The following is a 13,515-nucleotide window of genomic DNA, read 5'->3' on the forward strand; positions in this document are numbered from 1 at the left end:
GCTCAGCCCTTCAGCCCGCTGATGGCATCGCTGTCGTCGGTGCCGGTGAGGCGGCGCAGCCGCAGGAACAGCGCCAGCCCGACCGCGACTTCGGCGGCGGCCAGCGTCAGCACCAGGATGAACATCCCCTGCCCTTCCGGATCGGCGTGATAGGCGCCGGCGGCGATGAAGCCGAGCGCCGGACCGCTGAGCGCGACCTCCAGCGCCACGAGCTGAAACATCATGCCCCGGCGCGCCAGCACGCCGAACACGCCGATCGCGAACAGGCCGGCGGCCAGGATCATGATGCCGATCAGGTCGGAGCCGGTCATGATCCGCTCCTCGGGCTGCGGTCGCTGCGACCGATGTGGCGGACGCCGATCAGGCCGGCGAGCAACAACAGTGACGCGAGTTCGACCGCCAGCGCCCACGGCCCGAACAGCAGCTTGCCGACCTCCTGGGCCGACACCGGCACCGGCTGGCCGGTGGCCTTCAGGCCGAACTCGCCGAACACGAAGGGCGTGACGATCAGCACCGACATCAGAACCGGCAACGGCCAAGCGCCGCGCAGCAGCGCACGCTCGCGGGTGATCGCCTCCGGCGAGATCGGCAGCGTCATCACCACAAATACGAACAGCACCACGATGGCGCCGGCATAGATCATGATCAGCAGCACGGCCGCAAATGCGGCGCCGAGCGCGAAGAAGCACACCGCCAGCGCCAGCAGCGTCACCACCAGATACAGCAGCGAGTGCACCGCGTTCGGCCGCGTCACCGACAGCGCAGCCGAGATCAGCGCGAAGGCGCCGGCATAGATCGCAAGCAGCGAACTCATGGCAGCAGCCCCTTCAGGTTCACCGGCGGCGCCTCGTGTTCGGCCTCGCCCTTGTCCTTACCAGGGATCGCCTTGCCGGCGACCGACCAGTAGCGATAGCCGCGCACCTTGCCTTCGCCGGAAATCAGAAGATCGTGCTTCTCGTACACCAGCGCGTCGCGGCGCCATTCCGACAATTCGTAGTCCGGTGTGAGCTGGATCGCCGCCGTCGGACAGGCGTCCTCGCAGAAGCCGCAGAAGATGCAGCGGGCGAAGTTGACGCGGAAGTGCTCCGGATACCAGCGGCCGTCGTCGGCGACCGCCTTGGAAAGATCGATGCAGCCGACCGGACACACCGTCGCGCACAGATTGCAGGCGACGCAGCGCTCCTGGCCATCCGGATCGCGGGTCAGCACGATCCGGCCGCGGGCGCGCGGGTACAGCTTCGGCTTCTGTTCCGGATAGAGCTGCGTTTCCGGTTTGACGAACAGCTTGCGGCCGACCCGCAACAGCGCTTCGAGCCATCCGAATCCGATCATGACGCGCTCCTCGCCACCACGACGATGCCGGTCAGCATCAGATTGAGCAGCGACAGCGGCAGCGCCACCTTCCAGGCGAAGCTCAAGAGCTGATCGTAGCGCGGCCGCGGCAGCGTGGCGCGGATCCAGACGAACGCGACCGCGATCACCGCGGTCTTGAGCCCGAACCAGACCGGGCCGGGCAGCCACGGACCGAGCCAGCCGCCGAAGAACAGCGTCACCGCCAGCGCCGACACCAGCAGCACCGCGAGATATTCGCCGAGGAAGAACAGACCGAACGACATGCCGGTATATTCGGTGATGAACCCGGCGATGAGATCGTTCTCGGATTCCGGCAGGTCGAATGGCAGCCGGTGCGCGGCGGCGACGCCCGCGATGGTGAACAGCACCGCCCCGAGCGGCTGCACCACCACGAACCAGATGCTGCGCTGCGCCTCGACGATCTCGGCCATCGAGAACGAACTGGCGATCATCACCACGCCCATCAGCGACAGGCCGAGGAACACCTCATAGGCCAGCATCTGCGCCGCGGCGCGCATACCGCCGAGCAGCGAGAACCGGTTGTTCGACGCCCAGGCGCCGAGCACGGCGGCATAAGCGGTCAGCCCCAGCATGCCCAGCAGGAACAACAGCCCGACATCGACCGAGGACAGCGCCCAGCCGTCACCGATCGCCACCACGCCGAAGCCGGCAAGCACCGGCGTCGCCGCAACGGCAGGCGCCAGGATGTAGAGCAGCTTGTCGGCGCCCGGCGGCGGACGATCCTCCTTGGTCAGGATCTTCACCGTGTCGGCGACCCATTGCAGCGCCCCGAACGGACCGACGCGGTTCGGCCCGTAGCGCTCCTGCACGAAGCCGAGCAGCCGCCGCTCGACCCAGGTGAAGGTGCCGGCGAGCACCAGCAGCACCATGATCAGTGCGACCGAAATCGTGGCGGTGATGATCATCCCGATCATGGCGCCGCCTCCACCTTGACCCGGCGCAGCGGGCCACGCGGCTGGCACGAGCCGGCGCTGATCACCACGGTGCCGCGCGGCACCGTTGCGTCCAGCGTCACCACCGGTGCGCAGGGATTGCCGTCGACCTGCACCGCGGCGCCGTCGCGGAAACCGTGAAGCGCCGCATCGTCTGGATGCAGCAGCAGGCGCGGCGCCGGCCGGCGCGCGGCGAGTAGCGCACTGGCGCGGCTCAGCTCGCCGCCGGTGAAGGCGTCGTGCAGCGGGATCAGCCACAGCCCCTCGCCGGCCTCACCCCGTTGCGACACGGCGTCAGGCAGAGACGCCTCGCCCGGCTTGATCAGCAAGGTGCCGGGATCACCCCCACGCAACGGGCCGCCGACTTCTTCCAAAAAGCGCGTCACGTTGTTGGCCGAATGCAGGCCGGAGGTCTTGTAGCTGGTGATCAAAGGCGCCGGCACCGCGGTGCCACGCGCGCCCTTGATGCCGAAAGTGAGCGGGCCATCATGATCGACCGGGATCACCGCATCGGCAAACTGCCCGGCGCGATCGTCGGCGGTGCGCCCGGTGTAAGGCCGCGGCGCGCGGGTGACCTTGCCGTCGGGCATCCCGAAATCTTCGCCCGGCGCAGCGTCCGCCACTGCCACGAGATCGGGACGCTCGACGATCAGATCGCCGATTAGCGCGTCGAGCCCGTGCCAGTCGCCGGCGCCGAACGCGTCGAGCCGGCGCCAGCTCGCCGGTGCGGACTCCTGCGGCGCCACCGCGGCGAAGAAGCGCTGCGCCCGGCCTTCATAATTGACGAAGGTGCCGGTCGCCTCGGTGAAGGGCGCCACCGGCAGCGCCACCGCCGCGCGCGCGGAGGTCTCGTTGGCCATCGAGTCCAGCGCAACCACACCCTTCGCGGCGGCAAACAGCCGCTCGACACTGGCGCGCGGCGCGCGGTCGAACAGATCGTTCTCGAGCACGATCGCGGTCTTGGCACCGCCGCGTTCGAGCAAAGCGGCAGCGCTGTCGAGGCCGTCGCCGCCGAGCAGCGCCAGCCCGATGCTGTTGGCTTCCGGCGCCAGCAGCACGATCCGTGCCTTGGGGCCGAGCGCCGCGACGATGCGCGCAGCCGTCTCGATGATCTCGGCCGACATCAGCGCGCAGCCGGCGACGATCAGCGGCCGCTCGGCGTTCGCCAGAATTTCGGCGACCCGCGCCGCTTCGGAATGCTCCTCGACGACGTCGGCGGGGCCTGCGCCAAGCGCGGCCGCAACGCTCGCGGCGAACGCGGCGACGCCCTGGGGATCGAGCCGCAGCGACAGCGCAGCGAGATCGTCGAGCGCATCGGGCAGCGGCGTCGCCAGCACGATCGGCGAGCGGCGCCCCTCGCCGGCGGTGCGCACCGCCGGATCGAGGAAGGCGTGCACGCCCTTCTGCGCGGCGAGCTCGCGCTCGGCGCCCCGTGCTGTCTGCCGCAACGCCAAGGCCAGCCGCGGCGCGGTGCCGGTGAGGTCTTCGCCGAGTACCAGCACGGCATCGGCGTGCTCGACATCGTGCAGCGACGCGATCTTGGCAGGCCCTGCCCGCAAGATTTCGACGATGCGTTGCACCAAACCGGCTTCGACGTCGGACACGCCGGCGAAGAACCGCTCCGGTCCGACCAGGCGCTGCAGCGCGTAGTTGGCTTCCAGCGACGCACGCGGCGAACCGATCCCGATCGCGCCTTCGGCGACGATCGCATGCGCGGCCGAGGCGGCGTCGTGCTCGCCGGCGGGCATCCCATCGATCAGCGGCTCCCGCAGCCGATGCTCGGAGACGACGTGAAGCGGCCCATAGCGGCCGCGGTCGCAGATGAAGTAGCCGTTGAGGGCGCCGTGGTAGCGGTTCTGCACCCGCTTCACCCGGCCGTCGCGCTGGTCGACCAGGATGTTGCAACCGAGCGGGCAATGCGGGCAGATCGACGGCGTCGCCCGCATGTCCCATTTGCGCGAATAATCGTGCGACCAGCCCTTGTCGTTGAAAACGCCGGTCGGACACACTTCGGCGAGGTTACCGGTAAACGGGCTTTCCAGCGGGCCGTCCTCGGCGCGGCCGAAATACACGTTGTCGTGGGCGCCGAACGCGTCGAGATCGCGGCCGCCCGCATAGTCGCGATAGAACCGGGTACAGCGATAGCAGGCGATGCAGCGGTTCATCTCGTGCGTCACCAGCGGCCCGAGATCCTGGTTGCGATGGGTGCGCTTGGTGAACTTGTAGCGGCGATCGATATGACCGGTGGCGATCGTCATGTCCTGCAGATGGCAGGAGCCGGCCTCCTCGCACACCGGGCAATCGTGCGGATGGTTGACCATCAGCCACTCGATCACCTGGGCGCGGAACGCCACCGCTTCCGGATCAGACACCGACACCCGCTCGACGTCGGCGACCGGCGTCATGCAGCTCATGACGATGCGGCCTTCCTTGTCGTCCGGACCGTCATAGACCTTCACGGCGCATTGCCGGCAGGCGCCGACCGAGCCGAGCGCGCCGTGCCAGCAGAAATACGGCACGTCGATGCCGTGCGTCAGGCACGCCGACAGCAGATCCTCGCCGTCCTTGGCTTCGATGACGCGGCCGTCGATCTCGATCTTCTTCTTGGTCATGCGCGGCCCACCGGACAGAAGCCCTGGAGGTGGGCCGTGAAGACGTCGCCGAAGCGTTCGAGACCGCTGCGCAGCGGCGTCAGCGCTCCGGTGTTGAGGTCGCAATAGGAGCGGCCAGACGGACCGGACAGCGCGACATGCTGATGCAGCAGGTCGATGTCGGCGCGTGTGCCCTTGCCGGCTTCGAGCGTATCGAGCAGCTTCGATACCCACGGCAAGCCGTCGCGGCACGGCGTGCACAGCCCGCAGCTCTCGCGCGCGTAGAACCGCATATGGCGTCCGATCGCTGCCACCGGGCAGGCGTGATCATCGAGCACGATCAGCGCGCCGGTGCCGAGCGAACTGCCGGCCTTTTTGGTGCTGGTGAAATCGAGCGGCACGTCGAGCTCGGCCTTCTCGAAGAACGCGGTGGCGCCGCCGCCGGGCTGGAACGCCAGCAGCGCGCGGCCATTGCGAATGCCGCCGGCACGATGCAGCAGCTCACGCGCGGTCGAACCCATCGGCGCTTCGATCAGTTGCGGACGCTCGACGCAGCCGGAGATGCCGTACAGCTTGGTGCCGCCTTCGTCGGTGAACGACAGCGACCGATACCAGTCGGCGCCGTTCTCGATGATCGACGGCACCGACGACAGCGTCTCGACATTGTTGACCGTGGTCGGCCGGCCCCACAGGCCGCTGACCGCCGGATAAGGCGGCCGATGCCGCGGCACCGGACGCTCGCCCTCGATCGCCGCGATCAGTGCGGTCTCTTCGCCGACGATGTAACGGCCCGCCGAGGCGTGGACCCGCATCGTGAGATCGAAGCCGGAGCCGAGAATGTCGCGACCCAGCAACCCGGCGGCTTCCGCTTCGGCAATCGCGCGGCTCAGCGCGGTGGCAGCGGCGCGATATTCGTCGCGCACCAGGATGATCACTTCGGTGGCACCGATCGCATAGGCTGCGATGGTCGCCCCCTCGATCAGTTGATGCGGCAGCGCCTCCATCAACAGCCGGTCCTTGAACGAGCCGGGCTCGGTCTCGTCACCGTTGACGCAGAGATAGCGCGCGCCCGGACCGGCCTTGTCGCTGCCGGTGCGCATGAAGCGCCATTTGTTGGCGGTCGGGAAGCCTGCGCCGCCGCGGCCGCGCAGGCCCGCGGCTTCGACCATCGCGATGATCGCTTCCGGGCTGTGACGCTTGAGCGCCAGCGACAGCGCCGCATAGCCGCCGAGCCCCCGCCAGGCGGCGAGGCTGTGCGGCTGACGGTCGGCGCGAGCGCGGCCGGTGAGCGGCTTGTCGCTCATGGCTGGCCTCCCACCGCAGCGCCGCCGATCAGCGCATCGAGATCGTCCGGCGTCAGCGGACCGATCAGCTTACGTTCCGGGCCGACCAGCGCCACCGGCGCGCGATCGCAGCCGCCGACGCAGCAGATGTTGATCAGCGTGAACTTGCCGTCCGGTGTGGTTTCGCCGAAGCCGATGCCGAGCTTGCTCATCACCGCATCGCGCACCGCATCGCCGCCGCACAGATAGCAGCTCACACCGTCGCACAAGAGGATGACCGTGTCGCCGACAGGCGAGCGGAAGATCTGACTGTAGAACGTCGCCAGCGCGTCGATCTCGGCAGGCGTGACGCCGAGCACGTCGGCGGCTTCCTTCAGGTGCGCGTCGGACACCCAGCCTTCGGCTTCCTGCACCAGCTTCAGCGCTTCCACCATCGCAGCCTTCGCGCCGCCATGGGTGGCGGCAGCGTGCTGGATCGCGGTCTTGAGGGCGGGACTGAGGCTCATCGGTCGACGTCCGACATCACGTAATCAATGCTGCCGAGATAGGCGACGAGATCGGCCACCATCATGCCGGGCGCCACCGCGGAAATCATCTGCAGATGCGCGAACGACGGCGTGCGAATTCGGGTGCGATAGCTCGACGGCTCGCCATCCGAGATCAGCGCGAACTGCGTCAGGCCACGCACGGTCTCGACCTGGCCGGTGTATTCGCCCGGCGGCAGCACCGGTCCCCAGCTCGTGCTGACGAAGTGATGGATCATGGTCTCGATGTCGTGCAGCATCCGCTCGCGCGGCGGCGGCGTCGTCAGCGGATGATCGGCCTTGATCGGGCCGGACGGCATGTTGTCGACGCACTGCCGGATGATCTTCAGCGATTGCCGGATCTCTTCGACCCGCACCACCGTGCGGTCGTAGCAATCGCCCGTGTGGCCGACCGGAATCTCGAAGTCGAAATTCTCGAAGCCCGCATAGGGCCGCGCCTTGCGCACGTCCCAGGCATAGCCGGTGGCGCGCAGGCCCGGACCGGTGACGCCCCAGTCGAACGCCATCGCGGTGTCGTAGGCCGCAATGCCCTTGGTCCGCGCGCGAAAGATCTCGTTGCGCAGCACCATGCCTTCGTAATCGTCGAGCCGCGACGGCATCCAGTCGAGGAATTCGCGGACCAGCCTGTCCCACCCCTCCGGCAGATCCATCGACAGGCCGCCGATGCGGAAGAATCCGGGATGCATCCGGGCGCCGGTGATCGACTCGATCACCCGGTAGCCGCGCTCGCGGTCGGTGAACATGTAGAACACCGGCGACATCGCACCGGTGTCCTGCGCCATGGTGCCGTAGAACAGCAGGTGATTCATGATGCGGAACATTTCCGACAGCATGATCCGCACCGTGAGCGCACGGTCCGGCACCTTGATGCCGCAGGCCTTTTCGACCGCCTGCAGGTAGGGCATCTCGCCCATCACTCCGCCCAGGTAATCGACCCGGTCGGTGTAGGGCAGGAAGTTGTGCCAAGTCTGGCGCTCGGCCATCTTCTCGGCACCGCGGTGATGGAAGCCGATATCGGGCCGCGCCGCGACGATCTCTTCACCATCGAGCGCAAGGACAATCCGGAACACGCCATGGGTCGCCATCGAATGCGGCCCGTAGTTCAGGATCATCAGCTCGACGCCGTCGCGATGCGTCGGCAGGCCGAACTTCTCCGGATCAGCGGCGAGCGCGTGCTCTTTGGCGTCGAACAGCGACGCCGTCATGTTGAACAGCGGCCGCTCCGTGGCGCGCCCCGGCTGGGTCTTGCGCATCGGGTGGCCTTCCCAGCCCGGCGGCAGCAGGATGCGCAGCGAATGCGGCTGAGCTTCGAACTCGACGCCGAACATGTCGTAGGCTTCGCGCTCGTACCACGGCGCGTTGGGATACACCGTGCCGATCGACTTGGCGCGCGGATATTCGGCATCGAGCGCGATCTTGATCCGGATGTCGGCATTGCGCTCGTGCGACATCAGATGGCTGGCGATGGTGATGCCGGACGGCGGCAGGCCTTCGCGATGCTTGCGCGCGGTCTCGTCGATCGCCCACAGGTCGACCAGCATCCTGAACGGCCGGTCGATCTCCTGCTTCAGGAAGCGATGCACGTCGATCGTCGCGTCCGGCCGAATCCAGACGGTCGGAAACCGATCGGCAGTAACTTGCTGGCCCAGCACCGCATCCTTGAAGCGCGCGCTGAGCTCGGTGACGAGTTCGGATGCGCTCACAATGACTCCGGCGGATCGAGCAGGGTCTGCGCCATGCGTTCGTCATGGCGCTGGTCGCGCCGGCGCGGCGCGTCGAAGCCGAGGCCGGCGGTGTTGCCGACGGTGACGCCGAGCGGACGGCGTTCGCTGCCGACCTGCTGCTGCAGCATGATCAGCGCGTCGAGCACCGCCTCGGGACGCGGCGGGCAGCCGGGGATGTAGACGTCGACCGGAATGAAGCGGTCGACACCCTGCACCACCGAGTAGATGTCGTACATGCCACCCGAGCAGGCGCAGGCGCCCATCGCGATCACCCAGCGCGGCGCGCGCATCTGTTCGTACAGGCGCAGCAGCGGCGCAGCCATCTTGTGAAACACGGTGCCGGACACGACGAGAAGATCCGCCTGACGCGGCGAAGCGCGGATCACCTCGGCGCCGAACCGTGCCTGGTCATAGACCGGCGTCAGCACCGTGACTTGCTCGACGTAGCAGCACGACAGCCCGAAATTGAACGGCCACAGGCTGTGCTTGCGCGACCAGGCGGTGAGGTCTTCGAGCGTGGTGAACAGGCTCGACAGCGCCATATGTTCTTCGACCGAGCGCTGTTCGTCCGGCATGCCCGGATGTTGCGGCGTCATCGTCATCGGCGCTTGCCCTTGACCCAGTCGAGCGCTCCGTCGAGCCACAGATACACCAGCGCGAGCAGCAGCACGCCGATAAACACAGCCGCTTCGATCAGGCCGAGCCAGCCGGCGTCGCGCGCGGCGACCGCCCAGGCGAACAGGATCGCGGCTTCCATGTCGAAGATCACGAACAGCGCGGCGATCAGGAAGTACGGCGCGTTCAGCGGCCCCTGCTGCGGCTGCGCCGGCAGCACGCCGCCTTCGTAGGGCACGTCGGGCCGCGCACCGGAGCGCTTCTCGCGCAGCCAGGCCGCGACCACGATGATCGCCGCAACGATCCCGGCCGACAACGCGACGTGGATAGCGAGTGCGGCGCCCGAATTGATCGGAAGGGTCAGATCACCCACCGGCAAGGCTCCAACAAACAGCGGAAGAGCGGATCACGAACGATCCGACGTGGGGTGTAGAAGTCGGGTTGTTAACGCATCGTCACCATGCCATCCGACCCGTCAAGGCTGGTTGACGCGGATCAACTCCGCGGCCACGACAACGTGAGAATCCCGCTGTGATTTCCTGTACTTGGAACCCGGTAGAGGGTGTCGGAAAGCCCCGCATGGCAGGGCTTTGCGGGCTCCAGCCGAGGTTCTTCCGACGGCCGAATCGGCCTCGCCCACAATCTGCGGCACGTTGCCACGTTGAGCCGCGATGGCCGTGAGATTGCGTGCCCGGTGACTGTCCGAGGTCGGCCGCGTACGCATCGGTCCGCCCGAACACGCCTGGGACCGATGCGCGAATACATTTCGCCGGACGCTGAAATGATCTAACGATAATTGTTTCGTCCTGGGCCGGCTGATGTCGCTACTCCATCTCTACACCCGCGTGCTGCAACTGCTCGGCAAGGAGGCGCGGCTCGGCTGGATTCTTGCCGTCGCCAATCTGCTGCTCGCCACCGCGCAATTCGCCGAGCCGATCTTGTTCGGCCGCATCGTCGACGTGATGAGCGGCAATCTCGCCACCGGCGCACTCGTGCCGGAAACGCGCTCGCCCTGGCCGCTCCTCGGCGCCTGGGTCGGCTTTGGCCTGTTCACCATCATGTGCTCGGCCCTGGTCGCGCTGCAGGCTGACCGGCTGGCGCACCGGCAACGCCAGGCCGTGCTCACCGGGTACTTCGAACACATCCTGCAACTGCCGATCAGCTTCCACACCGGCACCCACTCGGGCCGGCTGATGAAAGTAATGCTGCAAGGCACCGACGCGCTGTGGCGGATGTGGCTCGGCTTCTTCCGCGAGCACTTCGCCGCGATTCTGTCGCTGGTCGTGCTGCTGCCGTTGTCGCTGTACATCAACTGGCGGCTGGCAATTTTGCTGTTTGTGCTGTGCGTCGTGTTCACGGTGCTGACCACACTGGTGGTGCACAAGACCTATGGCATGCAGGGCGAGGTCGAAGCCCAGTACAGCGATCTCTCCGCCCGCGCTTCGGACGCGCTCGGCAATGTCGCGCTGGTGCAGAGCTTCGTGCGCATCGACGCCGAGGTGCAGGGGCTGCGCAATGTCTCGGGGCGGCTGCTCGCGGCGCAGATGCCGGTGCTGTCGTGGTGGGCGCTGGTGACGGTGATCACCCGCGCATCCACCACCATTACGGTGCTGTCGATCTTCGCGCTGGGCATCTACCTCAACCAGCAGGGGCTCACCAGCGTCGGCGAGATCGTGATGTTCGTCTCGTTCGCCACGCTGCTGATCCAGCGGCTCGAGCAGGTGGTGAATTTCATCAACAACGTGCTGATGGAAGCGCCGCGCTTGCGCGAATTCATCGCGGTGCTCGATACCGTGCCCGCCGTGCGCGACCGCGCCGACGCGATCGACTGCGGCCGGCTGTCCGGCCTGGTCGAATTCCAGAACGTATCGTTCTCTTATGACGGCAAGCGGCCGGCGGTCGAGGATCTGAGCTTCACCGCCCTGCCCGGCGACACCATCGCGCTGGTCGGCGCCACCGGCGCCGGCAAGTCGACCGCGATCGCGCTGCTGCATCGCGCCTTCGATCCGCAGTCCGGCGTGATCAAAGTCGACGGCATGGACGTCCGCGGTATTACACTGGCATCGCTGCGGCGGAACATCGGCGTGGTGTTTCAGGAAGCGCTGCTGTTCGACCGCTCGATCGCCGACAATCTCCGGGTCGGCAAGCCGGACGCCACGCCAGAAGAGTTGCGCCTCGCCGCCGAGCGCGCCCAAGCGCTCGAGTTCATCGAGCGCAGCGACCACAAGTTCGAGACCAATGCCGGCGAGCGCGGCCGGATGCTGTCCGGCGGCGAAAGGCAGCGGTTGTCGATCGCGCGTGCATTGCTGAAGGATCCGCCGATCCTGATCCTTGACGAAGCCACCTCGGCACTCGACGCGGTGACCGAGGCCAAGCTCAACCTCGCGCTCGACGAGGTGATGAAAGGCCGCACCACCTTCGTGATCGCGCACCGCCTGTCCACCATCCGCGACGCCACCCGTATTCTGGTGTTCGACAACGGCAAAGTGATCGAAAGCGGAACGTTCGATGAACTGGTGGCGCGCGGCGGTGCATTTGCGCAATTGGCGCGGGCGCAATTCATGGTGCAGGAGAGCGCGCGCTCGGCAATGAGCCCGGCAGCCGACACACAACTCTGATCGGTCGAATTTCAGCCCTTTTCGTCCCCGATTACCCGGGGCCAAGCCCTGTTCTGCGGGCGCGAGCCGGTATAGGGTCGGGTTTGCTGGGGCCACCGCCTGAAAACCCGAACGTCACCGTGCCGCGATCTCGTCGGCGCGACGGAACTCACAGGACCGGAATCGGAACGTGCCTTTCATCACTGCACAGCCTCGCCGTTCATCCTCGTTTTTGACCATCGTCGTTGCGGCGTTGTTGTCGCTGACCGTACTGCCACGCGTCGCGAATGCCGAAGCGCTGCTGCTGATCGAGGCCGATACCGGCAAGGTGCTGCAGGCCGACAACGCCACCTATCCGTGGCATCCGGCCTCCGTCACCAAGCTGATGACGCTGTATGTGACGCTGCAGGCGGTGAAGCAGGGCCGGATCACGCCGGACACGCTGCTGACGGTGTCGCCGATCGCCTCGGCGCAATCGCCCTCGAAGATGGGCTTCCGCGCCGGCACCCAGCTCACCGTCGACAACGCTCTGAAGATGATGATGGTGAAGTCGGCCAACGACATGGCCGTGGTGCTGGCCGAAGGCGTCGGCGGTTCGATCGACGGCTTCTCGGCGATGATGAACGATACCGCGGCGCGGCTCGGAATGACGCAGACCCACTACGTCAATCCCAACGGCCTGCCCGCCGACGAGCAGGTGACCTCGGCGCGCGACCTCGCGATCCTGGCTCGTGCCATCATCCGCGACCTGCCTGAATACGAATACTACGTCCACATTCCGGCGATCCGCTTCGGCAAGCGGGTGACGCGGAACTTCAACAAGCTGATCGGCCGCTATCCCGGCGCCGACGGCTTCAAGACCGGCTTCATCTGCGCCTCGGGTTACAACCTCGTCGCCAGCGCCACGCGTAACGGCCGCCGGCTGATCGCCGTCGTGCTCGGCGCGAGCTCCGGCCAGGACCGTGCCGTGAAGGCCGCCCAACTGTTGGAGCGCGGCTTCTCCACCAACACCCTTGCCTGGCTGACGCCGTCGCTCGGCACCGTCGACAATCTGGCGCCGATCGCCGCTGCACCGCCGGATCTGCGCGATGAGATGTGCGGGCCGAAGCGCAAGCGCCCGGCCAGCGATGAAGACGAAACCGTCGCCAATGCGCTGTCGGGCAATCCGGTAATGTCGATGTTCCAGACGCCGGCGCTGCGACCGGTCGACATGATCGCCGCCGAACCCGAACCGACCCAGCCGGTGCTGGTCTATACCGGTCCGACCCGCAGCGGTCCGGCGCTGATCGCCGCCGAGGCCAGCGATGCCGAGCGGCAGGCCGTCAAGCCGGCCAAGAAGAAGAAAGCCCGGGTCGCCAAGAAGAACGACGCCGCTTCGGAAGGTCAGGAAGCCAGCGTCGATCAGGCCGCGCCGAAGGGCAGCAAGCCGCGTACCGCGGTCGTCGTCGATACCAACAAGCCGGCCAAACCTGCTGCCGGTGGCAAGCCAGCCGGCACCAAGCATGCGGGCCCGAAGCATGCGACGGCAAAGCCTGAAGCCGCCGCGGACAAGCCTGCCGCTCCGGCCAAGCCGAAGCCGAAGGCAGCCGCCAAACCTACGCCGAGCAGCGCAGCGAGCGACGCCAAGCCGAAATCCTGACGACCGTTACGGCAGCTTGAATCAACCTCTCGTTGCTGCCGCTTGATGGTTCACAGACCGCCGTCGCACTGCGGCGTGCGGCCGCTTGCGTTCGGTGTTGGCTTCGCTCAATACTCCGCCGAACGGGAGGTCGAACGCGGTTTTCGAGTACTTATTTCGCAGCGCAGCAAACGACCTGCGGCGTCTTTCGGCCAATTCGCCGCCCCCAATCGATA

Annotated in this window: 12 protein-coding genes; 2 read left to right on the top strand and 10 right to left on the bottom strand. The window is 67.0% G+C overall.

Going from position 1 to position 13,515, the window contains the following annotated elements; genetic code table 11:
• Nucleotides 1-2 precede the first annotated feature (2 nt).
• The 10 genes from nuoK to LRC39_RS21555 are packed head-to-tail and all read right to left on the bottom strand — an operon-like array spanning nt 3 to nt 9,437.
• Nucleotides 3-311, bottom strand: coding sequence for an NADH-quinone oxidoreductase subunit NuoK (gene nuoK / locus LRC39_RS21510; RefSeq protein ID WP_107345848.1), 309 nt, complete (start codon nt 309-311; stop codon nt 3-5).
• Nucleotides 308-814, bottom strand: a complete 507-nt coding sequence (locus LRC39_RS21515) for an NADH-quinone oxidoreductase subunit J family protein (protein ID WP_346295577.1) — start codon at nt 812-814, stop codon at nt 308-310. The genes nuoK and LRC39_RS21515 overlap by 4 nt, the downstream gene beginning before the upstream one ends.
• Nucleotides 811-1,332 (bottom strand): NADH-quinone oxidoreductase subunit NuoI, encoded by a 522-nt coding sequence (gene nuoI / locus LRC39_RS21520; RefSeq protein ID WP_107356825.1) that lies wholly within the window; start codon nt 1,330-1,332, stop codon nt 811-813. Before nuoI ends, LRC39_RS21515 begins: the two co-directional genes overlap by 4 nt.
• On the bottom strand, nt 1,329-2,288 hold the full coding sequence (gene nuoH, locus LRC39_RS21525; RefSeq protein WP_346295578.1) for an NADH-quinone oxidoreductase subunit NuoH: 960 nt from the start codon (nt 2,286-2,288) through the stop codon (nt 1,329-1,331). The genes nuoI and nuoH overlap by 4 nt, the downstream gene beginning before the upstream one ends.
• Nucleotides 2,285-4,918 (bottom strand): NADH-quinone oxidoreductase subunit NuoG, encoded by a 2,634-nt coding sequence (gene nuoG, locus LRC39_RS21530; protein ID WP_346295579.1) that lies wholly within the window; start codon nt 4,916-4,918, stop codon nt 2,285-2,287. The genes nuoH and nuoG overlap by 4 nt, the downstream gene beginning before the upstream one ends.
• Nucleotides 4,915-6,201, bottom strand: coding sequence for a complex I 51 kDa subunit family protein (locus LRC39_RS21535; protein ID WP_346295580.1), 1,287 nt, complete (start codon nt 6,199-6,201; stop codon nt 4,915-4,917). Before LRC39_RS21535 ends, nuoG begins: the two co-directional genes overlap by 4 nt.
• Nucleotides 6,198-6,686, bottom strand: coding sequence for an NADH-quinone oxidoreductase subunit NuoE (gene nuoE, locus LRC39_RS21540; protein ID WP_346295581.1), 489 nt, complete (start codon nt 6,684-6,686; stop codon nt 6,198-6,200). The genes LRC39_RS21535 and nuoE overlap by 4 nt, the downstream gene beginning before the upstream one ends.
• On the bottom strand, nt 6,683-8,428 hold the full coding sequence (gene nuoC / locus LRC39_RS21545) for an NADH-quinone oxidoreductase subunit C/D (RefSeq protein WP_346295582.1): 1,746 nt from the start codon (nt 8,426-8,428) through the stop codon (nt 6,683-6,685). The genes nuoE and nuoC overlap by 4 nt, the downstream gene beginning before the upstream one ends.
• Nucleotides 8,425-9,051, bottom strand: a complete 627-nt coding sequence (locus tag LRC39_RS21550) for a NuoB/complex I 20 kDa subunit family protein (RefSeq protein WP_346295583.1) — start codon at nt 9,049-9,051, stop codon at nt 8,425-8,427. Before LRC39_RS21550 ends, nuoC begins: the two co-directional genes overlap by 4 nt.
• Complete coding sequence (locus LRC39_RS21555; RefSeq protein ID WP_011159799.1) at nt 9,048-9,437, bottom strand: NADH-quinone oxidoreductase subunit A; 390 nt, start codon at nt 9,435-9,437, stop codon at nt 9,048-9,050. The genes LRC39_RS21550 and LRC39_RS21555 overlap by 4 nt, the downstream gene beginning before the upstream one ends.
• A gap of 445 nt (nt 9,438-9,882) precedes the next feature.
• Here LRC39_RS21555 and LRC39_RS21560 point away from each other — a divergent pair, with 445 nt between their 5' ends.
• The gene (locus LRC39_RS21560) at nt 9,883-11,682 is read left to right on the top strand and encodes a glucan ABC transporter ATP-binding protein/ permease (RefSeq protein WP_346295584.1); all 1,800 of its coding nucleotides are present in this window, start codon (nt 9,883-9,885) and stop codon (nt 11,680-11,682) included.
• A 169-nt stretch (nt 11,683-11,851) separates the two neighbouring features.
• Nucleotides 11,852-13,300 carry a serine hydrolase gene (locus tag LRC39_RS21565; protein WP_346295585.1) on the top strand — a complete coding sequence of 483 codons (1,449 nt, stop codon included), beginning with the start codon at nt 11,852-11,854 and terminating at the stop codon, nt 13,298-13,300.
• The last annotated feature ends 215 nt before the right edge of the window (nt 13,301-13,515 follow it).

The organism is Rhodopseudomonas sp. P1 (genome assembly GCF_039642825.1).
Taxonomy (GTDB): domain Bacteria; phylum Pseudomonadota; class Alphaproteobacteria; order Rhizobiales; family Xanthobacteraceae; genus Rhodopseudomonas; species Rhodopseudomonas palustris_H.